Source organism: Salmonella sp. NW177 (assembly GCF_051811585.1).
In the GTDB taxonomy this organism is placed as follows: domain Bacteria; phylum Pseudomonadota; class Gammaproteobacteria; order Enterobacterales; family Enterobacteriaceae; genus Salmonella; species Salmonella enterica.
In genome coordinates, this window is record NZ_JAMMZV010000006.1 from 106,498 (window position 1) to 133,084 (window position 26,587).

Sequence of the window (26,587 nt, forward strand, 5' to 3'; positions counted from 1 at the left end):
CTGTTATCAGGCATAGAGAGGCATCCGCTAGACGTTGAACGGCGGCTCGTTGTTTAATACGCTGTCGATAATATCCAGCACGCCTTCCTGGTTGTTCGATCCGGCGCGGTATTTCGCCGCCGCCGCGACCGCCTCGCTGGCGTGCGACATGGCAAAACTAAACCCGGCCTGACGCAGCATCTCAATATCGTTGCCGCCGTCGCCGAATACCACCACTTCACTATCATGAATGCCCCAGCGCTGCTGTAACAGACGCAGGCCGTTGGCTTTATGCACGCCGGGAATTATTAAATCAATACTGCCATAGCCGGTATGAACGGGGACCATGATATCGCCAATGGCGTCGTGCAGCGCCGCCTGTACTTCCGGTATCCGTTCATCGGTAATATTAAGGCCGAATTTGAAAAAGACATCGTTGATATTGTTGAAATTATCCACAAACTCCAGACGATGATAATACATTGCCGCAACGGCTTTTAACGCATCGTTGTACCGTTTCAGCGTGTAGGCGCTGTTTTTTCCACAGGCGATAATCTCCACATCGGCGCGTGTGAGCAGGTGTTCGACAACCGTCTGGAAGTCGGCTTTTGTCAGCTCGCCGTTAAAAATATCCTCTCCTTCGCTGACCACCCAACCGCCGTTTTCCGCGACAAAAGCGATTTCGTGCGCAATTTCCGGAAAGAACGAGATTAACTGGTAATACTGGTTGCCGCTGGCCACGACAAAGCGAATGCCTTGCCGCTTCATTTGTTGGTACTGCGCCATAAACCGGTCACGGTTATAGGTTTTTTGATCGCTCAGAAACGTGCCGTCCATGTCGACGGCGATTAATTTGATACTCATGCGTTATGCTCCATCACCGGTTGCGGAGTCGATACAGGTTTGGCGACGGCCTTCGCCACCAGCGCCGCCAGAATAACCAGCGCCAGCACAACCATCATGGCGCTGCGTAATCCATAATGCTCTCCCAGATAGCCCAACAGCGGCGGCCCGACCAAAAACGCCAGATAGCCGGTCGTAGCGACAACGCTCACGCGCGTCGGCGCGTCGGGACCGGTATCGCTGGCGGCGGAAATGGTCAGCGGGAAGCCGAGCGAAGCGCCTAAGCCCCAAAGAATGACCGAGACGCCGGCGACCCAGTCGCTATCGACAAAAATAATCAGGCCAATGCCCAGCGCTCCCATTAACGCGCTGGCGCGAACAACCGTCACCCGGCTATAGCGGTCAATAAACCAGCCGCCGGTAAAGCGGCCAACGGTCATACCAAGCGTGAAACCGGCGTAGATCAGAGAGCCGGAGGTTGGGCTAAAACCGTGTCCGTCTACCATCAGTAGCGGCAGCCAGTCATTCGCAGAGCCTTCGGCGAATGCCATTGCCAGCACCACCACGCCAATAAGCAAAAGCTGGATGTCCCGATAAAAAGGTAATCCTTTTTCCTGAAGGTGAGCATCTTCCGATGCGTTTTTACCCGTACCGTCAGGGATCGCCCGAATGGCGATAAAAATGGGCGCGATCGCCACGGCAGCCGCGAGGATGATATGGATGTTAGCCGGGACGCTTAATGCGGTTAACGCCATGCCGACACCAGCGCCCGCCAGCGTGCCGAAACTGTAAAAACCATGCATCATCGGCAGAACGGTTTTATTCAGCTCGCGTTCGACCGCCGCGCCTTCGACATTAATCGCCACTTCGGCGGCGCCAAAACTGGCGCCGAAAACGGCTAATCCAAGGGCAAAAATCAGCGGCGAGGCGCACCACAGCGCGACGCTAAGAATAACCATCCCGGTTACTGCGCAGGTCATCGTCGTGCGAATAACCTTTCGGGTGCCAAATCGTTTCACCAGCCAGGCGGAACAAAGAATACCGCTCATTGAACCGATAGAAAGCCCAAATAAGACCGCCCCCATTTCCGCGGTAGAGACGGAAAGAATATCCCGAATAGCAGGCGTTCGGGTTGCCCAGGAGGCCATCAGCAGTCCGGGTAAAAAGAAGAACATAAACAGCGCCCAGGTACGGCGTTTTAAGGCGTTACGTGAGGAGAGGACGGTCATAGCGTCAGGCCAGAAAATAGAAGCGAGAGGTAAACATTAGCAAGCTTGTGTACATTTGTACATATCGTCGTCATACTTCGTTGTGCAGACAGTTTTTACTGTCTGTTTTTTCAGCGTAAGCGGCAGGCTACTATCGCCTGCATCCTGAATGAGATGTGGAACTCATCATGAAAGAAAATGCCGTAAGACGCGCCAATGATCCTAAGCGACGGGAAAAAATAATTCAGGCCACACTGGAAGCGGTAAAGACCTATGGCGTTCATGCCGTGACGCACCGGAAAATCGCCGCTATCGCTCAGGTGCCGCTTGGCTCGATGACCTACTATTTTGCCGGTATGGATGCGTTATTGAGTGAAGCTTTTACACTTTTCACCGAGAACATGTCGCGTCAATACCAGGATTTTTTTGCGCAGGTGACGGATGCGGAGGGGGCGTGCCAGGCGATAACGGAAATGATTTACGGCTCGCAGGTTACGACGCCGGATAATATGGCGTTAATGTATCAGTTATATGCCTATGCCAGCGATAAGCCAGCGTTAAAAATAGTCATGCAAAACTGGATGCAGCGTAGCCAGAATACGCTGGCGCAGTGGTTTGACGCGCAGACCGCCCGCGCGCTGGATGCGTTTATCGAGGGGATGACGCTGCATTTTGTAACGGATCGAACGCCGCTGGCGCGCGAAGCGATTTTACAGATGGTAAAGCGAATCGCCGGAGCGTCAATGTCGTGTCACTCTGCGTCAGGCAACAAAAAACCCACCAACCTTGAACCGAAATGGCGGGGTTGATGGGCTCCACAAAATGGGGACATCAAAGAAAAGCAGTGGCAATAGGTATGACTGATGCTTTAACGAAAAGTTCGACCTATTGGCAAAATTTTTTCACTTAAAGGCAAACTTCAGTTTTATCCTAACCCCGGCCAGATGATGACAATAAGCGTCCCCGCCAGCGTTAGCAGGACGTTGGCGATGGCGTAAGTCCCCGCATAACCCAGCGCTGGAATATTGCTGCGCGCCGTATCGCTAATGATTTCCATCGCCGGGGCGCAGGTACGCGCGCCCATCATGGCGCCGAACAGCAGCGCCCGGTTCATGCGCAGCACATAAGCGCCAAACAAGAAGCAGATCACCACCGGTACCAGGCTGACGACAAGCCCGGCGATCAGCATTTGTCCGCCGACCGCGCCCAGACCGTTGTTGATACCGCTGCCGGCGCTTAAACCAACGCCTGCCATAAATACCATCAAGCCGAATTCTTTCACCATGTTAAGCGCGCCCTGCGGAATATAACCAAAGGTAGGATGGTTAGCGCGCAGGAAACCGAGCATGATCCCGGCGAACAGCAATCCGGCCGCGTTGCCGATGCCGAAACTAAAATTGCTGAACTGGAAGGTAATCATCCCGATCATTAACCCGATGATAAAAAAAGCGCAGAAGGCGAGCAGGTCCGTCACCTGGCTATGGATCGAAATAAAACCAATGCGATCGGCGATGGTTTTTACGCGTCTGGCGTCGCCGCTCACCTGTAACACGTCGCCTTTATTCAGCACGACGTTATCGTCGATAGGCATTTCGATCTGGCTGCGGATGACGCGGTTAAGGAAGCAGCCATGATCGGTCAGCTTGAGCTGAGCGAGGCGGCGACCGACCGCATTGTGGTTTTTCACCACAATTTCTTCCGTCACGATGCGCATATCAAGCAGATCGCGATCAAACACTTCCTTACCATTACGGAAGCTGGGATCGAGCCTGGCGTGCGCGTCCGGATAGCCGACCAGCGCAATCTCATCGCCCATTTGCAGCACCGCATCGCCATCCGGGTTCGCCAGAATACCGTTACGGCGAATACGTTCGATATAGCAGCCTGTCTGGCGGTAAATACCCAGCTCGCGCAGGTTTTTGCCGTCAGTCCAGGCCACCAGTTCCGGGCCAACCCGATAGGCGCGGATAACCGGCAAATAAACCTTTCGATTAGCATCGGTATCCAGACCGCGCTCGCGAGCAATTTGCTGGGCGCTGGTTTGCAAATCCTGATGCTGCAGTTTAGGCAAGTAGCGCGCGCCCACGATCAGACTGACCAACCCAATCAGATAGGTCAGGGCATAGCCCAGGCTCAGATTATCAAGAGCGGAGGAGAGTTGGGTGCTGGCGATGCCGGAATGTCGCAGGGTATCGCCTGCGCCAACCAGCACGGGCGTGGATGTCATTGAGCCGGCCAGCATACCGGCCGTCAGGCCGATATCCCAGCCGAATAGCTTACCAAGGCCTAAGGCGATTAGCAGAGCGCTACCGACCATGACCAGGGCAAGCATCAGATAATTTTTACCGTCGCGAAAAAAAATCGAAAAAAAGTTGGGGCCAGCCTCGACGCCGACACAAAAAATAAACAGCATAAATCCCAGATTTAGCGCGTCGGTGTTAATACTGAAGTGTTGCTGCCCTAATAATAGAGAGACCACTAAAACGCCAATGGAATTACCAAGTTGGACTGAACCCAGACGTAACTTGCCAAGACACAGGCCAAGAGCCAGGACCACAAATAATAACAGGATGTAATTCCCATTTAACAAATCTGCGACGTTTATATTCACGGAGACTAACTTCTTGTTTACGAGTAAGCTGTTGAAAGAAATGGTAATTTACGCTACTGTTTTTATCATGAATTAAGGGTGCAATCGTATTGCATACAGCATCCAAATAAAAACAACACAACAATATATCCTGCTAGTTTAATCTTATTGCGTACTAACGGCTATAAGAATCGTGCAGGTGTGTTTTTGGCATGGAATGCCACATGACTTTATCTGACTGGATGCCTCACGGCGGAAAGCGTGTTCGATAGAGAGTGTCAGGAGGAACGATTGAAACATAAACACGGGTGGGCAAGCGTTGTCTGCTGCTTTGTACTCTTTATTGTGGTGTGTCTTTCATTAACTATGCATGTACAAGGCGCTTTTCGCGCGGCAGGGCATCCTGAGATTGGACTGTTATTTTTTACGTTGCCTGGTGCGGTGGCCAGTTTTTGTTCTCACCGACGCGAGGTGATCCGACCGCTGATCGGGGCGATGCTGGCGGCGCCGTTTTGCCTGGTGTTAATGCGCGTGGTATTTATGCCTACCCGATCGTTTTGGCAAGAACTGGCGTGGTTATTTAGCGCCGTATTCTGGTGTGCGTTAGGCGCGCTCTGCTATTTGTTTATTAGCAGCCTGTTTAGCCACCGGCGAAAAAAACGCCGATAGCGCCCTCCGGTAGAGGGCGTTGCCAGAGCAATCAGGCGAAAAGATTCAGATTTTCTTTTGCCCATGCTTCAAAATCCGTACAGCCGCCGATATGTTTTTGATCGACAAAAATCTGCGGTACGGTTTCTACAGGTTTACCTACGGTTTTTTCCAAATCCGCTTTAGTAATGCCTTCTGCATGGATATCAATATAGCGGTAGTTAAAATCGTCGCGTTCTTTGCTCAGTTTTTCCGCCAACTCTTTTGCACGCACGCAATAAGGGCACCCTGGGCGGCCAAAAATAACAGTAAACATATCTCTCCTCGAACATAAAGCCAGACGGCGAACAGGTGTTATCATGCCGCGATTTACGGCAGATGAAAAGCAGGTTACGCCTGTTCCTTTGATAACCCAGGGCTATATCTGTTAAGCACGCCGGACCAGAACGTTCTACACTGTGCGTCAGTTAACCGGGAGGCTTGATATGCGCACGATTGGCGTGTTACCCAAAAGCATACTGATACTGGAATACCTCGGTATGATTTTGCTGGCGCTTGCTCTGCTATCGCTTAATCATTACCTTACGCTGCCCGCGCCGTTCAATACGTCGCTGGCTGGCGTATTGATGGTTTTCCTCGGCGTCGTGTTGATCCTCCCCGCCGCGGTGGCGATGATGTGGCGTATTGCGCAGTTACTGGCGCCGCAGTTGATGAAACGTCCACCCGACATTTCTTCCCGTTCAGATAGAGAAAAGCATAATGAGTCCGACCATTGAACTTCTTTGTGGCCATCGTTCTATTCGCCATTTCACCGATGAACCCGTGACTGACGCGCAGCGAGAGGCCATTATTGCCGCCGCGCGCAGCACGTCCAGTTCCAGTTTTTTACAGTGCAGCTCTATTATCCGTATTACCGATCGGGCGCTGCGCGAGGCGTTAGTGCCCCTGACGGGCGGGCAAAAGCATGTGGCGCAGGCCGCTGAGTTCTGGGTATTTTGCGCCGATTTTAATCGTCATTTGCAGATCTGCCCTGACGCGCAGTTGGGGCTTGCCGAACAACTGCTGCTCGGTGTCGTCGATACGGCGATGATGGGGCAAAATGCGCTGACGGCGGCGGAATCACTGGGGTTAGGCGGCGTGTATATCGGCGGCATCCGTAACAATATTGAATCTGTTACAGAACTGTTAAAATTGCCGAAGCATGTATTGCCGCTCTTTGGCCTGTGTTTGGGATGGCCTGCGGATAATCCGGATCTGAAACCGCGCCTGCCTGCCGAGCTTGTGGTTCATGAGAACCAGTATCAACCGCTTGATGAAAAGCTGCTGGCGCGCTATGACGAGCAGTTGGCTGAGTATTATCTGACCCGCGGCAGTAATACGCGACGCGATACCTGGAGCGATCATATCCGTCGCACCCTGATTAAAGAAAATCGCCCATTTATCCTTGAATATTTGCATAAACAGGGCTGGGCGACGCGCTAAAACCTGCGGGCCAGTGTATGATACGCGGGCTTTTCAGGGTTTTCAGCGAGGTGCAGGGTGAAAATTGCCATATTGTCCAGGGATGGAACGCTCTATTCTTGCAAACGTCTGCGCGAAGCGGCGATGCGGCGCGGCCATCTGGTCGAGATACTCGATCCTCTTTCCTGCTATATGAATATTAATCCGGCAGCGTCGTCGATCCATTACAAGGGGCGTCGTCTGCCCCATTTTGACGCCGTTATTCCCCGTATTGGTTCGGCCATTACCTTTTATGGTACCGCTGCGCTACGTCAGTTTGAGCTACTGGGTAGTTATCCGCTGAATGAATCCGTCGCCATTACCCGCGCGCGCGATAAGCTGCGATCGCTACAACTTCTGGCGCGCCAGGGGATCGATCTTCCCATTACCGGGATCGCCCATTCGCCGGATGATACCAGCGATCTTATTAAGATGGTTGGCGGGGCGCCGCTGGTCGTGAAGCTGGTAGAAGGCACGCAAGGGATCGGCGTGGTATTGGCGGAGACGCGTCAGGCTGCTGAAAGCGTTATTGATGCGTTTCGGGGGCTGAATGCCCATATCCTGGTTCAGGAATACATTGCCGAAGCTAAAGGATGCGATATTCGTTGTCTGGTCGTCGGCAATGAGGTTGTGGCGGCGATTGAGCGGTGCGCGAAAGCCGGTGATTTTCGCTCCAATCTTCATCGCGGCGGGGTGGCCAGCATCGCGACGATCACGCCCCGTGAACGGGATATCGCCATCAAAGCCGCACAAACGCTGGGGCTGGATGTGGCGGGCGTCGATATTTTACGCGCCGCGCGCGGGCCGCTGGTGATGGAGGTGAATGCCTCGCCGGGACTGGAAGGTATCGAAAAGACTACGGGCGTGGATATCGCGGGGCGAATGATTCAGTGGATAGAACGTCACGCTACGCCTGAATTTTGCCTTAAAATCGGCGGCTAATCGCAATCGTGGATTCCGCCGTAGTACGAAGCACGCTTTTTGCGTAAGCTGTGCCGGTAATTTTTTCATCGTCATCGTAAGAGGTAGCACATTATTATGATATCACTGGTCGTTCCCACTCTGGATACGTTGCGTCAATGGCTCGACGACCTGGGCATGAATTTCTTCGAATGTGATACCTGCCAGGCGCTGCATTTGCCGCATATGCAGAATTTTGACGGCGTCTACGATGCTAAAATCGATTTGGTGGACAACACCATTCTTTTTTCCGCGATGGCGGAGGTCAGGCCTTCCGCGTTGCTGCCGCTGGCGGCCGATCTCTCTGCTATCAACGCCAGTTCGTTGACGGTAAAAGCCTTTCTCGATATGCAGGATGATAATCTACCAAAACTGGTTGTGTGCCAGTCTTTATCCGTTATGCAAGGAGTCACCTACGAACAGTTCGAATGGTTTGTTCGCCAAAGTGAAGAGCAGATTTCTATGGTGATCCTTGAGGCCGGGGCGCATCAGCTTCTGTTTAACGCGGAAGAAGACGCGCAAAAAACCAGCGCGGTTGACCATTTTCTTCACTGATCCCTCCCGATAATCAGGCAGTCGCTGCCAGCGCGGCTGCTGTTTACGTTTTTTTATGCTGCCGTTAACCTTTATTTAAAGAATTATTCACCTCCTTTCTGACCATTTCGCTTTATCACATAGACAAAACCTGCATAAAAAATTGATAAAAGGCGTTTTTTAATCTGGGCTATAGCCTCAAACCTTAGCTAAAGTTATTCTTGCGAAGCTTCTATAGCGAGCTTGATGGCAGGGAGGGTGACCTCTCTTCTTCATTTGTATCAAATGAAAAGGTATGCACATTTCAGGCATGTTTTAAACCACGCCTAATGGGTTCATTTGTTAACGGATTTCAGAAGGAAAGCGATGATGACCGCCTTAAAGAAAAAATGGCTATCGGGTCTGGTTGCGGGTGCTCTGATGGTCGTCTCTGTCGGCACGCTCGCTGCCGAACAAAAAACGCTGCACATTTATAACTGGTCAGATTATATTGCGCCGGACACGGTAGCGAACTTTGAAAAAGAGACCGGGATTAACGTTATCTATGATGTCTTTGACTCTAACGAAGTGCTGGAAGGCAAGTTAATGGCAGGCAGCACCGGGTTCGATCTGGTGGTGCCATCGGCCAGTTTTCTTGAGCGCCAGCTCACCGCGGGCGTTTTTCAGCCGCTGGATAAAAGCAAACTTCCCGGCTGGAAAAACCTCGATCCTGAACTGCTGAAACTGGTAGCGAAGCACGATCCTGACAACAAATACGCCATGCCCTATATGTGGGCCACGACGGGCATTGGCTATAACGTTGATAAAGTGAAAGCGGTGCTGGGGGATGATGCGCCAGTGAATAGCTGGGATTTAGTCCTCAAGCCGGAAAATCTGGAGAAGCTAAAAAGCTGCGGCGTCTCTTTCCTTGATGCGCCTGAAGAAATTTTTGCCACCGTGCTGAACTATCTGGGTAAAGATCCGAATAGCAGCAAAGCGGATGACTATACCGGCCCGGCAACCGATCTGTTGTTGAAGCTACGGCCAAACATTCGCTATTTCCACTCCTCGCAATACATTAACGATCTGGCTAATGGCGATACCTGTGTGGCCATCGGTTGGGCGGGCGATGTCTGGCAGGCCGCTAACCGGGCGAAAGAGGCGAAAAATGGCGTCAATATCTCTTTCTCGATCCCCAAAGAGGGGGCAATGGCGTTTTTTGATGTGTTTGCCATGCCGGCTGACGCCAAAAATAAAGACGAGGCCTACCAGTTCCTTAATTATCTGCTGCGCCCTGATGTGATTGCCCATATTTCCGATCACGTTTTCTACGCCAATGCGAATAAAGAGGCGACGGCGCTGGTCAGCCAGCAGGTGCGCGATAACCCGGGAATTTATCCGCCGGCGGATGTGCGGGCCAAGTTGTTTACCCTGAAAGTGCAGGAGCCGAAGATTGATCGCGTCCGCACCCGCGCATGGACGAAGGTGAAAAGCGGTAAGTAATTGATTAACGGTATGGCCTGATAAGCGTGCGCTATCGGGCATTCCACCGTTTGTATCGTTTGATTGTGTTATGCCGGAGAGCGCCTTGTGAATGATGTCCCCCACCGCCCGCAGGTGAAAACCCGTAAAGCGCTGACGCCGCTTCTGGAAATTCGCAACCTGACGAAGTCATTCGACGGGCAACATGCTGTCGATGATGTCAGTCTGACTATCTATAAAGGCGAGATTTTTGCCCTGCTGGGCGCGTCAGGTTGTGGAAAATCGACTCTGCTACGGATGCTGGCAGGTTTTGAACCGCCGAGCAGCGGGCAAATTATGCTCGACGGCGTCGATCTGGCGCATGTTCCGCCGTATCAGCGTCCGATTAATATGATGTTTCAGTCCTATGCGTTGTTTCCGCATATGACGGTAGAGCAGAACATCGCTTTTGGTCTGAAGCAGGACAAACTGCCGAAGGCGGAGATTATCAGCCGCGTCAATGAGATGCTGGGTCTGGTGCACATGCAGGAGTTTGCAAAACGTAAGCCGCATCAGCTTTCCGGCGGTCAGCGTCAGCGCGTGGCCCTGGCGCGCAGCCTGGCGAAACGTCCTAAGCTGCTCTTGTTGGATGAACCGATGGGCGCGCTGGATAAAAAATTACGCGACCGGATGCAGCTTGAAGTAGTGGATATCCTTGAGCGCGTCGGCGTGACTTGCGTCATGGTGACGCACGATCAGGAAGAAGCGATGACGATGGCGGGGCGCATTGCCATCATGAACCGTGGAAAATTTGTGCAAATTGGCGAACCGGAGGAGATTTACGAGCATCCGACGACCCGCTACAGCGCCGAGTTTATCGGATCGGTAAATGTTTTTGAGGGCTTACTGAAAGCGCGTGAAGAGGACGGTCTGGTCATTGACGCGCCCGGTTTGGTTCATCCGTTAAAAGTCGATGCAGATGCCTCTGTCGTTGATAATGTGCCGGTATATGTGGCGCTACGTCCGGAAAAAATCATGCTCTGTGAGTCGCCGCCTGCCGATGGCTATAATTTCGCCGTCGGCGAAGTGGCGCATATTGCGTATCTCGGCGATCTGTCTATTTATCATGTGCGGCTAAAAAGCGGGCAGATGATCAGCGCTCAACTGCAGAATGCGCACCGTTACCGGAAAGGGTTACCGACCTGGGGCGATGAAGTGCGTTTGTGCTGGGAAGCGGATAGCTGCGTGGTCCTGACGGTATAAGGGGGAAACATGAGCACACTTGAACCTCCGGCACGCATCAGTAAACCTGGCGGCGCGGCGCTATGGTTGGCGCGAATGCAAATGAAACATGGGCGTAAGCTGGTTATTGCTTTGCCTTATATCTGGCTCATTCTGCTGTTTTTACTGCCGTTTCTTATCGTCTTTAAGATAAGCCTGGCGGAAATGGCGCGGGCGATCCCGCCGTATACCGATCTGCTGGAATGGGCTGACGGTCAGTTGTCGATTACGCTCAATCTCGGTAATTTTTTGCAACTGACCGACGATCCGCTTTATTTCGAAGCCTATCTGCAATCGTTACAAATTGCCGGTATTTCCACAATCTGCTGCCTGCTGCTGGGCTACCCGCTGGCGTGGGCGGTGGCGCACAGCAAGCCCTCCACGCGCAATATCCTGCTGCTGTTGGTGATTCTGCCCTCGTGGACGTCTTTTTTAATACGCGTCTATGCCTGGATGGGCATTTTGAAAAACAACGGTGTGCTGAACAATGTGTTGCTGTGGCTCGGGGTTATCGATCAGCCGCTGACGATCCTGCACACTAACCTGGCCGTCTATATCGGCATTGTTTATGCGTATCTGCCGTTTATGGTTCTGCCCATTTATACCGCATTAACGCGTATTGATTATTCGCTGGTGGAAGCGTCGCTGGATCTCGGCGCCCGACCGCTGAAAACATTTTTTAGCATCATTGTCCCGCTCACCAAAGGCGGAATCATCGCCGGCTCGATGCTGGTTTTTATCCCGGCGGTGGGCGAGTTTGTGATCCCGGAACTGCTTGGCGGGCCGGACAGTATCATGATTGGTCGCGTCCTGTGGCAGGAGTTTTTCAATAACCGCGACTGGCCGGTGGCTTCTGCGGTCGCCATTATTATGTTGCTGCTGCTGATAGTACCGATCATGTGGTTCCATAAACATCAGCAAAAAAGTGTGGGGGAGCATGGATGAATAACTTACCGGTCGTTCGCTCGCCCTGGCGCATTCTGATTCTGGTGCTGGGGTTTACTTTTCTCTATGCGCCGATGTTAATGTTGGTGATTTACTCGTTTAACAGTTCGAAGCTGGTGACGGTGTGGGCGGGATGGTCGACGCGCTGGTATGGCGAGCTCTTTCGGGATACCGCCATGATGAGCGCAGTGGGACTAAGCCTGACAATTGCCGCCTGCGCGGCGACGATGGCGGTGGTGCTCGGTACTATCGCCGCGGTGGTGATGGTGCGATTTGGACGATTTCGCGGCGCAAACGGCTTTGCGTTTATGATCACCGCGCCGCTGGTGATGCCGGATGTGATTACCGGGCTGTCGCTGCTGTTGCTGTTTGTCGCGCTCGGTCATGCTATCGGCTGGCCCTCCGATCGCGGGATGCTGACCATCTGGTTGGCGCACGTCACTTTCTGTACCGCCTACGTGGCAGTGGTGATCGCTTCGCGATTACGCGAACTGGATCGTTCGATTGAAGAGGCGGCGATGGATCTTGGCGCGGCGCCGTTAAAGGTCTTTTTTGTCATTACGTTACCGATGATCATGCCAGCGGTGATCTCGGGCTGGCTGTTGGCCTTTACGCTTTCCCTTGACGATCTGGTGATTGCCAGCTTCGTTTCCGGTCCCGGCGCCACCACGCTACCGATGCTGGTTTTCTCCAGCGTGCGCATGGGCGTGAACCCGGAAATCAACGCGCTGGCGACGTTAATCCTCGGCGTGGTAGGAATCGTCGGATTTATTGCCTGGTACCTGATGGCGCGAGCGGAAAAACAGCGGATTCGCGATATCCAGCGTGCAAGACGCGGCTGAAGCCACTAAAATCTTCCACTATGGCAATGCGTTGCCGCGCGGGTCGCGGCATCATTTTCAGGGAAGACATTCATTGGGATTTATAAAGCAATCAACCTCATCACATGCCCGTTTAAATGTGCCTACGCTGGTGCAGGTTGCGGCTATGGCGATTATTTTGATTCGCGGTCTCGATGTGCTGATGATTATGAATACCCTCGGCATACGCGGGATGGGCGAGTTTATTCATCGCAGCGTGCAGACGTGGAGCTTAACCCTGGTCTTTCTGGCCAGCTTAGTGCTGGTCTTTGTTGAAATTTATTGTGCGTTTTCGCTGGTGAAAGGCCGTAGCTGGGCGCGCTGGGTGTACCTGGCGACACAAATTATTGTGAGCGGATATCTGTGGGCGGCGTCGTTAGGCTACGGGTATCCGGAGTTGTTTAGCATCGCGGGAGAATCGAAGCGTGATATCCTGCATTCCCTGGTCATGCAAAAACTCCCCGATCTTTTAATTCTGTTTCTACTGTTTATTCCCGCTCCCAGCCGTCGGTTCTTCCGGCTGCAATAATGTGTATAATCGTCGCCCCGGATAATATGAAGGTTTTTTGGTATGCAGTGCGCACTCTATGACGCGGGTCGCTGCCGTTCCTGTCAATGGATTACGCAGTCGGTTAACGAACAACTTTCCGCAAAAACAGCCGATTTACATCGTTTGCTCGCCGGGCTACCTGTTGAACAGTGGTGCGCGCCGACTGGAGGCCCGGAACAGCGTTTCCGCAACAAAGCGAAAATGGTCGTGAGCGGTAGTGTAGAAAAACCGCTCTTCGGGATGCTGCATCGCGACGGTACGCCGGTCGATCTTTGCGGCTGCCCGCTGTATCCCGCCTCCTTTGCCCCCGTATTCAGCGCGCTAAAACCTTTTATTGCCCGTGCCGGACTCACGCCTTATAACGTGGCGCGAAAACGCGGCGAACTGAAATACCTGTTGCTGACGGAAAGTCAGTTCGATGGTGGCATGATGCTACGCTTCGTGTTGCGTTCAGAAAACAAACTTACGCAACTGCGCGCGGCGTTACCGTGGCTGCGCGCGCAACTGCCGCAGCTCAGAGTGATCACCGCAAATATCCAGCCGGTACATATGGCGATTATGGAAGGGGAGACGGAAATCTACCTGACGGATCAGCAGGCGCTGGCGGAACGTTTTAACGATGTGCCGCTGTGGATTCGTCCGCAAAGTTTCTTTCAGACCAACCCTACGGTCGCCAGCCGATTATATGCGACGGCGCGTGACTGGGTAGGGCAACTGCCGGTACGCCATATGTGGGATCTTTTTTGCGGAGTGGGCGGATTCGGCCTGCACTGCGCGACGCCGCAGATGCAATTAACCGGTATTGAGATCGCGCCGGAGGCGATTGCCTGCGCGAAGCAATCCGCTGCCGAGCTGGGATTGACCCGCCTTCATTTCCAGGCGCTGGATTCCACTCAATTCGCCACCGCCCAAGGCGAAACGCCCGACCTGGTGTTGGTGAATCCTCCCCGCCGCGGCATTGGCAAGCCGTTGTGCGATTACCTTGCACAAATGGCGCCGCGTTTTATCATTTATTCGAGCTGTAACGCGCAGACGATGGCGCAGGATATTCGTCATCTGCCGAACTACCGTATTCAACGTGTTCAGCTTTTCGATATGTTCCCGCATACCGCGCATTATGAGGTTTTAGCGTTACTGCGCAGGTCAATATAATATATTCACAATATTTATTGTTATCCCTTAACTATTCCATAAAAATAATAAATACAATCAATTGATTATTTAATTCAATTGATTGTATTTATATATTATCCTATTTTTGCAAATCAAATCACAAATAATCACTTTAAATCTTTTAATGACTACTTTTGATTATTACAGTGCGTGTAAGGCAAAATCAGACAAGGTGGTTTATCGGGTAACTTTCAATAGCATCAGCGAAGCAATACGTAACGTCAGTAAAGGGGTCAATCATGACAACGAATAGGCACGCTTATGGAGGGCGTTCAGACGATGTTTGCCAAATTTATAGATGTTATTCAAACGTTTTTAACTGAACCGGCAATATTAATTGGGATATTAGTCGGTGTTGGCTATGCGCTGGATAAAAAGACGCCTATAAAAATTATCACCGGTATGATCAGCGCGATGGTCGGTTTGATGATGGTGTTATTTGGCGGCTTTCAATTTTCAGCCACTTTTAAACCGGTTGCAGAGGCAGTCAGCAAAGCTTATGGCGTGCATGGATACTTAATGGATTCATACGCCATGAAAGCCGCGACGCAAATAGCGCTGGGCGATAATTTCGGCTATGTAGGATACGTTTTTGTACTGGCGTTTTTTACTAACCTGTTATTAGTTTTATTTGGCCGTTATACCGGCGCAAAAGGTATATTTCTTACCGGTAATACCGGGGTCTCTCATTCACAGGCGGTACTGTGGTTAATCGTCTTCTGGCTGGGGTTCGGTTGGGTACAATCCATTGTGATTGCCGGGGTATTGACCGGGGTCTTTTGGGCGTTTTCAACTACGCTTATTGTTAAACCCATCGCCAAAGTGACCAATAACGCCGGTTTTACCATTGCGCATAACCAGATGCTGGGACTGTGGTTTTTCTCGAAATTCGCGCATAAATTCGGCGATCCGGAAAAGCATGACGCCGAAAACCTGAAACTTCCCGGTTGGTTAGCCATTTTTAACCACAACGTGACGGCAATCGCCATTGTGATGACGCTCTTCGTTGGCGGTTTTCTATTGGCGACAGGGATCGATAACGTACAGTTAATGGCGAAAGGCAAACCCTGGTATATCTATATCATCAATCTGGGCCTGCAATTCTCTATGTATATGGTCATCTTGCTGCAGGGCGTGCGGATGATGGTAGGTGAAATTAACGGTTCGTTTAAAGGTTGGCAGGATCGCTTTATTCCTAACGCCATACCGGCTGTGGATGTTGCTGCTTTATTACCTTTTTCGCCGAACGCGGCTACGCTGGGATTCGTCTTTTGTACCTTCGGCACGATTTTTTCCATGGGCATTCTGCTGCTCATCCATAGCCCTATTATGGTATTGCCTGGTTTTGTTCCGCTCTTCTTTTCCGGCGGTCCCATCGGCGTATTAGCCAACCGAATGGGGGGATATCGTTCCGTTATTATTTGTACTTTCCTGTTAGGGATTATTCAGACTTTCGGTACGGTATGGGCCATTCCTTTAACCGGGCTGGCAAAAGAAGGTGTGGGCTGGACGGGAATATTTGACTGGGCGACTCTGTGGCCTGCGATTTGTGAATTACTGAAATTTATTGCTTCAACGTTCCATCTTGGTCCTTATTCCATTTAATTGATTCGGTTTATATAAAGGATTTTATTATGAAAGATTCTGTAAATATTTTATTCGTATGCGGTTATGGTGTAGGCAGTAGCGTAATGTTACAGACTGTTGTTAAAAAAGCGTTAGCAAAATATGACTTCTCTTTTGATATGGAGCATACGGCAGCGGGAGAGGTCGGTGGATTTACCGACTGGGCAGATATTTATGCGATTTCGAAAAAATTGCTTGATGTTGTTAGCCTCGATCCTAAACACGGACAATATCTCATTCCCATTGAAAATATCATGGATGGCGAATCAATAGGTAAACAGATTTACGATGTGGTAGAGAAAAATTTTCCGCACCTGCTCAACAAATGAGGGTGAGTCATGAAAGCGATTATTCTGCTGTTTGACAGTCTGAATAAAAACTATTTGCCGCCCTATGGTGATTTGCTAACGAAAGCGCCTAACTTTCAACGCCTGGCGGCACATGCCGCTACCTTTGACAATAGTTATGTCGGCAGTATGCCCTGTATGCCAGCCCGTCGGGAACTGCACACCGGGCGCTATAACTTTCTGCATCGTGAGTGGGGGCCGCTGGAACCCTTTGATGATTCCATGCCGGAATTATTGAAAAAAGCGGGGATCTACACCCATCTTATCAGCGATCATCTGCATTACTGGGAAGACGGCGGCGGTAACTACCATAACCGCTATAGCTCCTGGGACGTAGTACGCGGTCAGGAGGGCGATCACTGGAAGGCAAGTGTTGGCGAGCCGCCCATTCCGGAAGTACTGCGCGTTCCACAAAAACAAACCGGAGGCGGCGTTTCCGGGCTATGGCGTCATGACTGGGCGAACCGCGAATACATCCAGCAGGAAGCCGATTTTCCCCAGACGAAAGTTTTTGACGCCGGGTGCGATTTTATCCATAAAAATCATGCCGAAGATAACTGGTTATTGCAGGTTGAGACGTTCGATCCGCATGAGCCGTTTTATACCACCGAGGAATATTTATCGCTCTATGACGATGAGTGGCAAGGCCCGCATTATGACTGGCCGCGCGGCAAAGTCAGTGAAAGTGAGGAGGCGATAGCGCATATTCGCTGTCGTTATCGGGCCCTGGTTTCCATGTGCGACCGCAATCTGGGACGTATCCTTGATCTGATGGATGAACACGATCTCTGGCGCGATACGATGCTGATTGTCGGTACCGATCACGGCTTCTTGCTGGGGGAGCACGGTTGGTGGGCTAAAAATCAAATGCCCTATTATAACGAGGTGGCGAATAACCCGCTGTTTATCTGGGACCCGCGCAGCGCGGTATGCGGAGCGCGACGGCAGTCGCTGGTGCAGATGATTGACTGGGCGCCAACGCTACTGGATTATTTTCAGCAACCTATTCCCGCAGATATGCAGGGCCAACCGCTGGCGAAAGTCATTGCCAGTGATGAACCCGTCAGGGAAGGCGCGCTGTTTGGCGTGTTTAGCGGACATGTTAATGTTACCGACGGACGCTATGTTTATATGCGGGCCGCGCAGCCGGGGCGTGAGCATGACATTGCGAACTACACGTTAATGCCGATCAAGATGAATGCGCGTTATGACGTGGATGAACTGGGAAAATTATCTCTGGCACCTCCGTTTAAATTCACTAAAGGGCTTCAGGTATTACGTATTCCGGCCAGGGAAAAATATAAAGGTGTGAATAGCTTTGGTCATCTCTTATTTGATCTCAGAGACGATCCGCAGCAGCAACATCCTATTCATGATGAGGCCATCGAAGCAAGGATGATCAACTTACTTATCCGTTTGATGAAAGAAAATGATGCTCCGGCGGAGCAGTATCGCCGTCTGGGTCTGGATGTTGTCTAAAAACGTAACAATGTTGTAAGCCGGGTGCGCGTTAGCGTCACCCGGCAAGTATTAGTCCGAATCGCCTGTTGATGCAGGCGTTTGAGACTGATGACAAACTGTAGAATGCTCAATGGCGCTGCGCTTATCAGGCCAGGATAGTTTCCGATGGCGGCCCGTGGGCTGAATAAGGTATTTATACTGCCATTTCGCAACACGGTGGGCTAATCACATACGTCTTACTGCGGGAACCACTGATCGCTGATTTTCTGATAAGTGCCGTCCGCTTTAATGGCGGCCAGCGCATTATTCAGTTTTTCCAGCAACGCCTTATTGTCCGGGCGCACCGCGATGCCAAGTCCGGTACCGAAGTATTGCGGATCGGTCACTTTCTCTGTTGCCGGACCCAGTTGCGGATTCGTTTTCAGCCACTCATTGACCACTGCGGTATCGCCAAAGACGCCGTCAATACGGCCATTTTTCAGGTCGATAATCGCATTCTGGTAGCTGTCGTAGGCCACGGTTTTGACCTCCGGATGTTTATCCTGGAGATATTTTTGATGCGTGGTGCCATTTTCCATACCGATACGCTTACCTTTTAGATCGGTAAAGGTTTTATAGGTGTCTTTTTTGGCAATCACCAGCGCGGAGTTCGCATAATAGGGATTGCTAAAGGCGACCTGCTTACTGCGCTCCGGGGTAATGTCCATTCCGGAAATGACGGCATCATATTTTCTGAATTTCAGCGCCGGGATAAGACTATCGAAAGCATGATTGGTAAAAGTACATTCTGCCTGCATTTGCTTGCATAATGCGGTTGCCAGATCGATATCGAAGCCCACAATTTTATTACTCGCATCCAGGGATTCAAACGGGGGATAGGTGGCGGAAACCCCGAAATTGATTTTTTCAGCGGCGATGCTGCCAGTGGCGAAAGAGGCGAGTAATGCAGCCAGAACTAACTTTTTCATGATGTCACTCCCGTAATCTTATGATTATGCGCCGTGTCTGCGGCATAGATTTACAATGCCATTAATTGAATTTGTATGCAATAAAAATGATTAAATATTTTGAAATGGATAAAAAAAGACGGACAGGTTAACCACTTGTCCGTCGGGTTTATTCAATATTATGCATCGTAGACCTGATAAGCGCAGCGCCATCTGACCATTGTCGAACGGCGGCGAGAATGCCTTATCCTGCCTGGTTAATTGCGCCGCTCAAACGCCAGGGCTTTACGCTCAATCAAACGCATCATCAGCGTCAATAGACCGTTGACGACCAGGTAAATTACGCCTGCCGCGCCAAATACCACCACATCGTAGGTACGACCATAGAGCAACTGACTGTACCCCATGACTTCCATCAAGGTGATGGTATAGGCCAGCGAGGTACTTTTGAAGACCAGTACCACCTCATTAGAATAGGAGGAGAGGGCGCGTTTAAACGCATAGGGCAACAAAATCGCCAGCGTATCTTTCTTACTCATCCCCAGCGCGCCGCAGGACTGCCACTGACCTTCCGGAATCGCGCGAATCGCGCCATAAAATAGCTGCGTGGTATAAGCGGCGCTGTTTAGCGACAACGCGATCAGTGCGCACAGCCACGGTTCAGACAGTAGATGCCAGAGTAGCGGATACTCTTGCAGCGTCGGGAATTGACCGGGTCCGTAGTAGATCAGGAAAATTTGCACCAACAACGGCGTACCGGTAAACAACGTGATATAGCCGCGCACCAGCCACACCACGAACGGCGTTTTTAGCGTCAGGATAATGGTAAAAACTAACGCCAGCACCAAAGCGACGGCAATAGAAGCCACGGTCAGCGTCAGGCTGGTGTGTAGCCCTTTTAGCAGTTCAGGTAAGTACTCAAGCATTAGTCCGGCCTCCGCTCAAAACGTGTCGCGCGCAGGTCTATGCGTTTGAGAATGTACTGACTGATCAGCGTAATGACCAGGTAAATAGCCGCCGCAATAATGTACCAGTTAAACGGTTCCTGGGTGCGTGTGGCAATACTTTTGGTCTGCAACATCAGATCGTTAACGCTGATAAGGCTGACCAGAGCCGTATCTTTTAGCAACACCAGCCACTGATTACCCAGCCCTGGCAGGGCGTGACGCCACATCTGCGGCATCACCAGACGGAAAAAAATCGCCGTCTTTGATAATCCCAGTGCCTGACCCGACTCCCACTGACCAGACGGAACGGCTTTCAGCGCGCCGCGTAGCGTCTGCGACGCATAGGCCGCATACAGCAGGGACAACGCAATCACGCCGCACAGGAACGGACTGACGTCAAAGTTCTCAATCTCCATTTGCACCGGGATCTGCGTAAAGCCGAGATGGAGGGTAAACCCGTCAGACAGCGTAAGCAGGAGTTGCGAGGAGCCGAAATAGATAAACAGCACCACCAGAATTTCCGGCAGGCCGCGCAAAATAGTGACCAGCGCGGAGCCTATCCAGGCAATCGGGCGCCATTTTACGGACTCCCAGACGGCAAAGAACATGGCTAACGCGAGGCCAATGATCAGCGCACAGACGGCAAGGCCGACGGTCATCCCGGCGGCGCTTGCTAAAGGAAAAAATTCGTTCATCAAAGATTACTTCTGGAACCATTTGTTATAGATGGTCTCGTAAGTCCCATCTTTCTTCACTTTTTCCAGCGCAGTATTGAATTTCTGCTGCAGCTCGGTGTTGCCCTGACGTACCGCGATACCCAGGCCGGTGCCGAAATAATCTTTATCGGTGACTTTATCGCCGACCGGCGCCAGCTTAGGATTGGCTTTCAGCCATTCGGTCACGACCGCCGTGTCGCCGAAAACAGCGTCGATACGGCCATTTTGTAGATCCAGCTTCGCGTTCTGATAGCTGTCATACGGTACGGTGGTGATTTCCGGATGCTTATCCATGATGAATTTCTGGTGCGTCGTACCGTTCTGTACGCCGACTTTCTTACCTTTCAGTTGATCGACGCTGGTGTATTTGCCCTGCTGACCCACGAACAGCGCGGAGTTGTCGTAATATGGCGTGGTAAACAGCACCTGCTTTTCACGTTCCGGCGTGATATCCATTCCCGCCATTACAGCGTCGAAGCGGCGGAATTTCAGGCTGGGGATCAGGCTGTCGAACGCCTGATTGGTAAAGGTACAGGAGGCGTCGATCTCTTTACATAGCGCGTTGGCCAGGTCGACGTCAAAGCCGACAATCTTGTTATTAGCATCCATCGATTCGAACGGCGGATAGGACGCTTCGGTCGCAAAACGAATGGTCTGGGCTGCTGTAGCGGAAAGGCTAAAGCCTGCAATTAGCGCGGCAATCAGAACTTTTTTCATTGTCATTGTCCCGAATCTTAGTGAGAGAGATAGTTTTTGAACGCTTCGGTCTGAGGGTGGGCAAAGCAACCCGCATCACCGTGCTCGACGATGTGACCATTTTCCATATAAATCACACGACTGGCGGTCTTACGCGCCACTTCGACTTCATGCGTAACGATCACCTGAGTAATGTTCGTTTCCGCCAGCTCATGAATAATGCTGACGATTTGAGCGGTAATTTCCGGGTCCAGCGCGGCGGTCGGTTCATCAAACAGCAGCACCTGCGGCTCCATCATCAGCGCGCGGGCAATCGCGACGCGCTGCTGCTGACCGCCGGAAAGGTGCAACGGATAACGATCGCTATATGGCTTCAGACGTAAACGCTCCAGCAGCTTTTCTGCGCGCGCCAGCGCCTGATCTTTTGTCAGACCCAGTACGCGGCAGGGCGCTTCAATCAGATTCTGCACAACGGTGAGATGTGGCCAAAGATTATATTGCTGAAAGACCATTCCGACATTTTGACGTAGCTCACGAATCGCCTTATCGGACGGCGTTTTCGTAAAGTCAAAATGGTTCCCGGCGATAGTCAGAGTGCCGGAGCGCGGCATCTCAAGCAGATTGAGTACACGCAGCAGCGAACTTTTACCCGCCCCGCTTGGGCCAAGCAACACCAGCGTTTCGCCTTCGGGGCAATCCAGCGTGATATCGAACAGCGCCTGATGCGCGCCGTAAAAGCAATTAATGCCGTTTAATTGAATACTCATTGACACTCGTATACAGGCAGTCTGATAGCTATTGAAGCCGCAGATAGTACCTTTCGCAGAATAGTTATGCAATATTTATGCGTTAAAAGTTAAATATATCCCACATTCTTCCCTAAACATAGCACAAAATAGCAGGAGGAATAGTAGGTAAGAAGAATTGTCGGCATCCCGGGCAGAATGCCAGACAATTTACGGGGTTATGGGTGCAAAAGCGGGGGAATACTGGCTGTTAACGGTTTTCTATCGACTGGCGCAGCGTACCGGCAGGGGCATGGACATCTCCGCCCAGATAGCGAACGTCGTCAATCACCCAGCATGAGCCTTCGTGAATCATAAGCACTTCATCCTGCCAGCTTTGATCGCCCTGTTTTAACGCTACCCGCAGAGGAATGTTGCGCGCATCTCGGTTCGGAATGGTTGATGCGCTGGCGACGTTGGCGCTATCCGGCAGCGTAGCGCGGCTGGAGAACAGATCGCCGCTCATCAACTGGCGGTGCTCCGTATCGCGGCTGGCGTCGGTCAACAATTTCGCCAGGTTATCACTCAAGTAGGGGCGAAGCGCGGCGATATCATTGCTGTGGTGTTGAATACGGTAGTCGTAAAATTGTTGAGCCACGCTGTCCGGGCCGCCTTCCACACACGCGCCGATACGCGGGCCATTATCTTTGTAGGCGGGAGTGACGGTCGTACAGGCGCTAAGCAGAAGCGCGCACGGGATGAGCAAAGAGAGTTTAGAATAGCGCATGATGATTTCCTTATAGGCGATCGAGCAAAAACCGATCTACGATAATCAATTATATCCTTTCAATGATAGCGTATCAGCTTGATAATGCGTTTGAGATCGTGTGCTTAGCTAACCCGGGAGATTCACTATGCAGTTTTCAACAACCCCAACGCTGGAAGGACAAAGCATCGTGGAGTATTGCGGTGTGGTAACGGGCGAAGCCATTTTAGGCGCCAATATTTTCCGCGATTTTTTCGCCGGCATTCGGGATATCGTCGGCGGACGTTCCGGCGCGTATGAGAAAGAGCTGCGTAAAGCGCGTGAAATCGCTTTTCAGGAACTTGGCGAGCAGGCTAAAGCGTTGGGCGCCGATGCGGTGGTAGGCATCGATATTGATTACGAAACTGTCGGCAAGGATGGCAGTATGCTGATGGTCAGCGTCAGCGGAACGGCGGTGAAAACGCGCCGATGAGAGCGCTACTGTGGCTGGTGGGTCTCGCGTTGCTGTTAACAGGCTGCGCGAGCGAAAAAGGAATTATCGATAAAGAGGGATATCAGCTTGATACCCGACATCGGGCGCAGGCGGCCTATCCGCGCATTAAAGTCCTGGTGATTCACTATACGGCGGAAAACTTTGACGTTTCGCTGGCGACGTTAACGGGCCGCAACGTCAGTTCGCATTACCTGATTCCCGCAACCCCGCCATTATATGGCGGTAAACCGCGCATCTGGCAACTGGTGTCGGAACAGGATCAGGCCTGGCATGCGGGCGTCAGTTTCTGGCGAGGCGCCACGCGTCTCAATGATACGTCTATTGGCATTGAGCTGGAAAATCGCGGCTGGCGAATGTCCGGCGGGGTGAAATCTTTCGCGCCGTTTGAATCCGCGCAAATTCAGGCATTGATTCCGTTAGCGAAGGACATTATCGCGCGCTATGACATCAAACCGCAGAATGTGGTGGCCCATGCGGATATCGCGCCGCAGCGTAAAGACGATCCCGGCCCGCGCTTCCCGTGGCGCGAGCTGGCGGCGCAGGGGATTGGCGCCTGGCCTGACGCCCAGCGTGTGGCGTTTTATCTGGCTGGACGCGCGCCGTATACGCCAGTCGATACCGCAACGGTGCTTGCGTTACTCTCGCGCTATGGCTATGAAGTCAAAGCCGATATGACGGCGCGCGAGCAGCAGCGGGTGATTATGGCGTTCCAGATGCACTTCCGTCCGGCGCAATGGAACGGTATCGCAGATGCCGAAACGCAGGCGATTGCCGAAGCATTACTGGAGAAGTACGGCCATGATTAACGCGGTAAATTTCCGTGATCGCGCAGCCAGGCGGCAGTGCGCTCAATGCCTTCGTCCAGCGTGACGATGGGCTGGTAGCCCAGCTCTTCCTGCGCGCGAGTCGTATCGAGCGTAAAATCAAAATTCAGTTTTGACACGCCGTAATGCGTTAGCGGGGGCTCTTTGGCGGATTTTTTGCCGAAGCGCTCCATACTGCGGGCGATCATATCCAGCATCGGGTAAGGCACAGAGCGAATGCGGCAGTCGATAGACAGTTCATCAATTAACTTTTGTACGATGCTGCGTAAGGTGCGGTTTTCGCCGTTAGTGATGTTATAAGCGCGGCCAGAAGGCAGATGATCGCAGCCCGGCTGGCTGGCCAGCCACATGGCGTGGATCGCATTTTCATAGTAGGTCATATCGACCAGCGCGCTGCCCCCGTGCGGTAATAAGACGCTACCGTAATGGTGCATCATATGCGCCAGACGTGGGATAAATACTTTATCGTGCGGGCCAAACAGGCTTTGCGGACGCAACACCGTAAAACGTGTTTGCGGATTAGCCTGCGCCAGCAGATTAATCACCTCTTCACCGGCGGCTTTACTGCGGGCGAACTCATTGGCAAACCGATGCGGACGGAAATCTTCTTTGATATCACGGTGATGGTGGTAATCAAAATAGAGTGAGGGAGAGGAGATATGAATAAAATTGCGCACGCCCCAGGCGACCGCCCATTCTCCCAGGCGGCGGGTGGCGCGAACATTCGCCAGATCGAAAGCTTGTTGGGTTCCCCAGGGCGAGGTAAAGCTGGAGCAGTGCCACAACGTGTCGATCCCGGCGAGCATCACTTTAGCCTGCGAGGAGACCAGTTCGGTTAAATCCGCATGGACGAATTCCGCGCCCATTTTTTCAAGCAGCTTGCCCATCGCTTCATTGCGACCCGTCGCTCTGACGCTGATGCCTTTATTGCGCAAAAATTCAACCGCGTTTCGACCTAAGCCGCTGGTGGCGCCGGTAACCAGTACCTTCATATCAATCCACTGTGTTTAATAAACCGTCGTGCGCATTCTTCCGTGAATTACGTCGGTATGCAATGGGAAACACGAAAGAATACAGCAACTTTTTCTCATTTTTCTGTGATTTGTTCTGCAAGTCGGGCAATACGCCTTGCCATTCCCCGGAAAATAAACAGGTGCGCCGGGATCATCAGTAGCCAGTAAATCAGGCCCGGCATTCCGTGTGGATGCCACCAGGCGCGCACGTCAATTTCGCGGTAGCGACCTTTATCGTGCAGCGTGAAGCTAAGCCGCCCCAGACCCGGCGCTTTCATGCCAAACAAGAGCGTGAGCTGTTTTTCTGGCTCGACAATGATCACTTTCCAGCTATCTACCGTATCGCCAGGCTTGAGCAAAGTATGCGACGGGCGGCCTTTCGCCAGTTTATGCCCCACCAGACGGTCCATCGCGGCGCGCGTCTGCCACAAAATATTGCCGAAAAAATAGCCCTCTTTGCCACCCAGCCGATTTACGACCTGCCAGAGCGCCGATAGGCTGGCCGGGGTCTGCGCGGTAAAGCCCGCCTGCTTTGGAAAATAGCCGTATTCGGGACGCCAGCGGGCGAAGGCCAGCGCGTCGTAGCCCCAGTCGCTGGAGTTCACCAGTTTTTCTTCTTCTTTCAGCGTGCGGCGAACGGCGTCATCAAAGGTGATAAGCGTTTGGGGGATCAACTTTTTTAACGCGGCGTCATCGGCCAGCAAATCGTGCCTTAACCCCTGGATTAACGCTTTTGCGGTAGTCGGCGGCACGGAGGTAATAACGTTTAAAAACCAGACCGAAATCCAGCGGGTCGGAAAAGGCACCGGGATCAGCGGACGCCGTTTACCGCTGACGGCCATAAAACGTTCAAACTGCTGCTGATAACTTAATACCTGTGGTCCGGCGGCTTCCAGAATACGATGCTTGTGCGCAGGGTGGTCCAGCAAGCCGACCAGGTAGTAGAGTAAATTTTCCAGAGCGATGGGCGTGGTGCGCGAACGCACCCAGCGCGGCGGCGTGAGTATTGGCAGGTTGTAAACCATGTCACGCATGACTTCGAAGGCGGCGGAGCCTGCGCCGACGATGATCCCGGCGCGTAATTCCGTCACCGGTACGCCTGCGTCGCGCAGTGTGTCAGCCGTAAGCTGGCGGGCGCGCAGGTGATCGGATTGCTCATGCGTTGGCGCCTGCAATGAACTGAGGAAAATAAGTTGTTTAACCGGCGTCTGGCGCAGCGCGTCGCGCACGTTGAGCGCCGCCTGACGCTCATGGGCGATAAAATCGCCGCCTTCGCCCATGCCGTGTACCAGATAGTAAACGGTATCAATGTCGCGAAGCAGCGCGGGTAAATTTTCCGGCCAGTGCAGATCGACCTTATGACAACTGACGTTGGCGAGGCGCTGTTTTTCCAGACGTTCGACGCGTCGCGCCGCCGCCCGCACCTGATGCCCTTGCTGACTTAGCGCAAAGACCAGGTGCTGGCCGATATAGCCGCTGGCGCCGAGAACCAGAATGCGTTGCGCCACGTTGCTC

Annotated in this window: 29 protein-coding genes; 17 read left to right on the forward strand and 12 right to left on the reverse strand. The window is 52.2% G+C overall.

Annotated features, from left to right (window positions below):
• Nucleotides 1-27: 27 nt before the first annotated feature.
• Both NA986_RS17145 and NA986_RS17150 read right to left on the reverse strand, forming a co-directional pair.
• On the reverse strand, nt 28-843 hold the full coding sequence (locus NA986_RS17145) for a Cof-type HAD-IIB family hydrolase (RefSeq protein WP_000023554.1): 816 nt from the start codon (nt 841-843) through the stop codon (nt 28-30).
• Entirely contained in the window at nt 840-2,051 is a 1,212-nt protein-coding gene (locus NA986_RS17150; protein WP_000217430.1) for an MFS transporter, read from the reverse strand. Before NA986_RS17150 ends, NA986_RS17145 begins: the two co-directional genes overlap by 4 nt.
• A gap of 167 nt (nt 2,052-2,218) precedes the next feature.
• Here NA986_RS17150 and NA986_RS17155 point away from each other — a divergent pair, with 167 nt between their 5' ends.
• A complete protein-coding gene (locus NA986_RS17155; protein WP_000661870.1) occupies nt 2,219-2,839 on the forward strand; it encodes a TetR/AcrR family transcriptional regulator in 621 nt (206 codons plus the stop codon).
• Between the two features lie 116 nt (nt 2,840-2,955).
• Here NA986_RS17155 and NA986_RS17160 read toward each other — a convergent pair whose 3' ends face one another.
• Nucleotides 2,956-4,641, reverse strand: coding sequence for an aspartate:alanine antiporter (locus NA986_RS17160; RefSeq protein WP_001024852.1), 1,686 nt, complete (start codon nt 4,639-4,641; stop codon nt 2,956-2,958).
• Nucleotides 4,642-4,911: 270 nt separating this feature from the next.
• Here NA986_RS17160 and NA986_RS17165 point away from each other — a divergent pair, with 270 nt between their 5' ends.
• Nucleotides 4,912-5,289 carry an inner membrane protein YbjM gene (locus NA986_RS17165; protein WP_000680850.1) on the forward strand — a complete coding sequence of 126 codons (378 nt, stop codon included), beginning with the start codon at nt 4,912-4,914 and terminating at the stop codon, nt 5,287-5,289.
• 31 nt (nt 5,290-5,320) lie between these two features.
• Here NA986_RS17165 and NA986_RS17170 read toward each other — a convergent pair whose 3' ends face one another.
• Nucleotides 5,321-5,584, reverse strand: a complete 264-nt coding sequence (locus tag NA986_RS17170) for a GrxA family glutaredoxin (protein WP_000495513.1) — start codon at nt 5,582-5,584, stop codon at nt 5,321-5,323.
• Nucleotides 5,585-5,753: 169 nt separating this feature from the next.
• On the opposite strand from NA986_RS17170, the gene NA986_RS17175 reads away from it, so the two are divergent.
• From NA986_RS17175 to NA986_RS17235, 13 genes are all read left to right on the forward strand, one after another.
• Nucleotides 5,754-6,044, forward strand: coding sequence for a YbjC family protein (locus tag NA986_RS17175; RefSeq protein WP_001259129.1), 291 nt, complete (start codon nt 5,754-5,756; stop codon nt 6,042-6,044).
• Nucleotides 6,028-6,750 carry a nitroreductase NfsA gene (nfsA, locus tag NA986_RS17180; protein WP_000075300.1) on the forward strand — a complete coding sequence of 241 codons (723 nt, stop codon included), beginning with the start codon at nt 6,028-6,030 and terminating at the stop codon, nt 6,748-6,750. The genes NA986_RS17175 and nfsA overlap by 17 nt, the downstream gene beginning before the upstream one ends.
• A 57-nt stretch (nt 6,751-6,807) precedes the next feature.
• Complete coding sequence (gene rimK / locus NA986_RS17185; protein ID WP_000684361.1) at nt 6,808-7,710, forward strand: 30S ribosomal protein S6--L-glutamate ligase; 903 nt, start codon at nt 6,808-6,810, stop codon at nt 7,708-7,710.
• A gap of 96 nt (nt 7,711-7,806) precedes the next feature.
• On the forward strand, nt 7,807-8,283 hold the full coding sequence (locus tag NA986_RS17190) for a YbjN domain-containing protein (protein WP_000624810.1): 477 nt from the start codon (nt 7,807-7,809) through the stop codon (nt 8,281-8,283).
• Between the two features lie 348 nt (nt 8,284-8,631).
• A complete protein-coding gene (gene potF, locus NA986_RS17195) occupies nt 8,632-9,744 on the forward strand; it encodes a spermidine/putrescine ABC transporter substrate-binding protein PotF (protein ID WP_000125769.1) in 1,113 nt (370 codons plus the stop codon).
• A gap of 87 nt (nt 9,745-9,831) precedes the next feature.
• Nucleotides 9,832-10,965, forward strand: a complete 1,134-nt coding sequence (potG, locus tag NA986_RS17200; protein ID WP_023216246.1) for a putrescine ABC transporter ATP-binding subunit PotG — start codon at nt 9,832-9,834, stop codon at nt 10,963-10,965.
• Between the two features lie 9 nt (nt 10,966-10,974).
• Nucleotides 10,975-11,928, forward strand: a complete 954-nt coding sequence (gene potH, locus NA986_RS17205) for a putrescine ABC transporter permease PotH (protein WP_000105453.1) — start codon at nt 10,975-10,977, stop codon at nt 11,926-11,928.
• Entirely contained in the window at nt 11,925-12,770 is an 846-nt protein-coding gene (gene potI / locus NA986_RS17210; protein WP_001061629.1) for a putrescine ABC transporter permease PotI, read from the forward strand. The genes potH and potI overlap by 4 nt, the downstream gene beginning before the upstream one ends.
• A gap of 73 nt (nt 12,771-12,843) precedes the next feature.
• Entirely contained in the window at nt 12,844-13,317 is a 474-nt protein-coding gene (locus tag NA986_RS17215) for a YbjO family protein (RefSeq protein ID WP_000505788.1), read from the forward strand.
• A gap of 42 nt (nt 13,318-13,359) precedes the next feature.
• Nucleotides 13,360-14,490, forward strand: coding sequence for a 23S rRNA (uracil(747)-C(5))-methyltransferase RlmC (gene rlmC, locus NA986_RS17220; protein WP_023181382.1), 1,131 nt, complete (start codon nt 13,360-13,362; stop codon nt 14,488-14,490).
• Nucleotides 14,491-14,772: 282 nt separating this feature from the next.
• A complete protein-coding gene (locus NA986_RS17225) occupies nt 14,773-16,116 on the forward strand; it encodes a PTS sugar transporter subunit IIC (protein ID WP_000399323.1) in 1,344 nt (447 codons plus the stop codon).
• 29 nt (nt 16,117-16,145) lie between these two features.
• Nucleotides 16,146-16,466 (forward strand): PTS sugar transporter subunit IIB, encoded by a 321-nt coding sequence (locus NA986_RS17230; RefSeq protein WP_000655399.1) that lies wholly within the window; start codon nt 16,146-16,148, stop codon nt 16,464-16,466.
• Nucleotides 16,467-16,475: 9 nt separating this feature from the next.
• Nucleotides 16,476-17,963, forward strand: coding sequence for a sulfatase (locus tag NA986_RS17235; RefSeq protein ID WP_023228841.1), 1,488 nt, complete (start codon nt 16,476-16,478; stop codon nt 17,961-17,963).
• 218 nt (nt 17,964-18,181) lie between these two features.
• Here NA986_RS17235 and artJ read toward each other — a convergent pair whose 3' ends face one another.
• From artJ to NA986_RS17265, 6 genes are all read right to left on the reverse strand, one after another.
• Nucleotides 18,182-18,913 carry an arginine ABC transporter substrate-binding protein ArtJ gene (gene artJ / locus NA986_RS17240; RefSeq protein ID WP_000737538.1) on the reverse strand — a complete coding sequence of 244 codons (732 nt, stop codon included), beginning with the start codon at nt 18,911-18,913 and terminating at the stop codon, nt 18,182-18,184.
• A gap of 236 nt (nt 18,914-19,149) precedes the next feature.
• The gene (gene artM / locus NA986_RS17245; protein WP_000895396.1) at nt 19,150-19,818 is read right to left on the reverse strand and encodes an arginine ABC transporter permease ArtM; all 669 of its coding nucleotides are present in this window, start codon (nt 19,816-19,818) and stop codon (nt 19,150-19,152) included.
• Nucleotides 19,818-20,534 (reverse strand): arginine ABC transporter permease ArtQ, encoded by a 717-nt coding sequence (gene artQ, locus NA986_RS17250; RefSeq protein WP_001001677.1) that lies wholly within the window; start codon nt 20,532-20,534, stop codon nt 19,818-19,820. The genes artM and artQ overlap by 1 nt, the downstream gene beginning before the upstream one ends.
• Nucleotides 20,535-20,540: 6 nt before the next feature.
• Nucleotides 20,541-21,272 (reverse strand): arginine ABC transporter substrate-binding protein ArtI, encoded by a 732-nt coding sequence (gene artI, locus NA986_RS17255; protein WP_000756586.1) that lies wholly within the window; start codon nt 21,270-21,272, stop codon nt 20,541-20,543.
• A gap of 17 nt (nt 21,273-21,289) precedes the next feature.
• Nucleotides 21,290-22,018 (reverse strand): arginine ABC transporter ATP-binding protein ArtP, encoded by a 729-nt coding sequence (artP, locus tag NA986_RS17260; protein ID WP_000027186.1) that lies wholly within the window; start codon nt 22,016-22,018, stop codon nt 21,290-21,292.
• Nucleotides 22,019-22,247: 229 nt separating this feature from the next.
• On the reverse strand, nt 22,248-22,763 hold the full coding sequence (locus tag NA986_RS17265; protein WP_001270724.1) for a lipoprotein: 516 nt from the start codon (nt 22,761-22,763) through the stop codon (nt 22,248-22,250).
• A 127-nt stretch (nt 22,764-22,890) separates the two neighbouring features.
• On the opposite strand from NA986_RS17265, the gene NA986_RS17270 reads away from it, so the two are divergent.
• Nucleotides 22,891-23,214: a heavy metal-binding domain-containing protein gene (locus NA986_RS17270; protein ID WP_001160725.1), complete on the forward strand. Its 324-nt coding sequence runs from the start codon at nt 22,891-22,893 to the stop codon at nt 23,212-23,214.
• Nucleotides 23,211-24,041: an N-acetylmuramoyl-L-alanine amidase gene (locus NA986_RS17275; RefSeq protein WP_023216391.1), complete on the forward strand. Its 831-nt coding sequence runs from the start codon at nt 23,211-23,213 to the stop codon at nt 24,039-24,041. Before NA986_RS17270 ends, NA986_RS17275 begins: the two co-directional genes overlap by 4 nt.
• Here NA986_RS17275 and NA986_RS17280 read toward each other — a convergent pair.
• Both NA986_RS17280 and NA986_RS17285 read right to left on the reverse strand, forming a co-directional pair.
• Nucleotides 24,038-25,051 carry an NAD-dependent epimerase/dehydratase family protein gene (locus NA986_RS17280; protein WP_023216392.1) on the reverse strand — a complete coding sequence of 338 codons (1,014 nt, stop codon included), beginning with the start codon at nt 25,049-25,051 and terminating at the stop codon, nt 24,038-24,040. The genes NA986_RS17275 and NA986_RS17280 overlap by 4 nt on opposite strands.
• A gap of 95 nt (nt 25,052-25,146) precedes the next feature.
• On the reverse strand, nt 25,147-26,580 hold the full coding sequence (locus tag NA986_RS17285) for an SDR family oxidoreductase (RefSeq protein ID WP_000079015.1): 1,434 nt from the start codon (nt 26,578-26,580) through the stop codon (nt 25,147-25,149).
• Nucleotides 26,581-26,587: the final 7 nt, after the last annotated feature.

Excerpts from the sequence above, each read along its gene's own strand:
- NA986_RS17145 (WP_000023554.1), bottom strand. The coding sequence starts at position 843 with ATGAGTATCAAATTAATCGCCGTCGACATGGACGGCACGTTTCTGAGC.
- NA986_RS17150 (WP_000217430.1), bottom strand. The coding sequence starts at position 2,051 with ATGACCGTCCTCTCCTCACGTAACGCCTTAAAACGCCGTACCTGGGCG.
- NA986_RS17155 (WP_000661870.1), top strand. The coding sequence starts at position 2,219 with ATGAAAGAAAATGCCGTAAGACGCGCCAATGATCCTAAGCGACGGGAA.
- NA986_RS17170 (WP_000495513.1), bottom strand. The coding sequence starts at position 5,584 with ATGTTTACTGTTATTTTTGGCCGCCCAGGGTGCCCTTATTGCGTGCGT.
- NA986_RS17175 (WP_001259129.1), top strand. The coding sequence starts at position 5,754 with ATGCGCACGATTGGCGTGTTACCCAAAAGCATACTGATACTGGAATAC.
- nfsA (WP_000075300.1), top strand. The coding sequence starts at position 6,028 with ATGAGTCCGACCATTGAACTTCTTTGTGGCCATCGTTCTATTCGCCAT.
- NA986_RS17190 (WP_000624810.1), top strand. The coding sequence starts at position 7,807 with ATGATATCACTGGTCGTTCCCACTCTGGATACGTTGCGTCAATGGCTC.
- potF (WP_000125769.1), top strand. The coding sequence starts at position 8,632 with ATGACCGCCTTAAAGAAAAAATGGCTATCGGGTCTGGTTGCGGGTGCT.
- potH (WP_000105453.1), top strand. The coding sequence starts at position 10,975 with ATGAGCACACTTGAACCTCCGGCACGCATCAGTAAACCTGGCGGCGCG.
- potI (WP_001061629.1), top strand. The coding sequence starts at position 11,925 with ATGAATAACTTACCGGTCGTTCGCTCGCCCTGGCGCATTCTGATTCTG.
- rlmC (WP_023181382.1), top strand. The coding sequence starts at position 13,360 with ATGCAGTGCGCACTCTATGACGCGGGTCGCTGCCGTTCCTGTCAATGG.
- NA986_RS17225 (WP_000399323.1), top strand. The coding sequence starts at position 14,773 with ATGGAGGGCGTTCAGACGATGTTTGCCAAATTTATAGATGTTATTCAA.
- NA986_RS17230 (WP_000655399.1), top strand. The coding sequence starts at position 16,146 with ATGAAAGATTCTGTAAATATTTTATTCGTATGCGGTTATGGTGTAGGC.
- NA986_RS17235 (WP_023228841.1), top strand. The coding sequence starts at position 16,476 with ATGAAAGCGATTATTCTGCTGTTTGACAGTCTGAATAAAAACTATTTG.
- artJ (WP_000737538.1), bottom strand. The coding sequence starts at position 18,913 with ATGAAAAAGTTAGTTCTGGCTGCATTACTCGCCTCTTTCGCCACTGGC.
- artM (WP_000895396.1), bottom strand. The coding sequence starts at position 19,818 with ATGCTTGAGTACTTACCTGAACTGCTAAAAGGGCTACACACCAGCCTG.
- artQ (WP_001001677.1), bottom strand. The coding sequence starts at position 20,534 with ATGAACGAATTTTTTCCTTTAGCAAGCGCCGCCGGGATGACCGTCGGC.
- artI (WP_000756586.1), bottom strand. The coding sequence starts at position 21,272 with ATGAAAAAAGTTCTGATTGCCGCGCTAATTGCAGGCTTTAGCCTTTCC.
- artP (WP_000027186.1), bottom strand. The coding sequence starts at position 22,018 with ATGAGTATTCAATTAAACGGCATTAATTGCTTTTACGGCGCGCATCAG.
- NA986_RS17265 (WP_001270724.1), bottom strand. The coding sequence starts at position 22,763 with ATGCGCTATTCTAAACTCTCTTTGCTCATCCCGTGCGCGCTTCTGCTT.
- NA986_RS17270 (WP_001160725.1), top strand. The coding sequence starts at position 22,891 with ATGCAGTTTTCAACAACCCCAACGCTGGAAGGACAAAGCATCGTGGAG.
- NA986_RS17275 (WP_023216391.1), top strand. The coding sequence starts at position 23,211 with ATGAGAGCGCTACTGTGGCTGGTGGGTCTCGCGTTGCTGTTAACAGGC.
- NA986_RS17280 (WP_023216392.1), bottom strand. The coding sequence starts at position 25,051 with ATGAAGGTACTGGTTACCGGCGCCACCAGCGGCTTAGGTCGAAACGCG.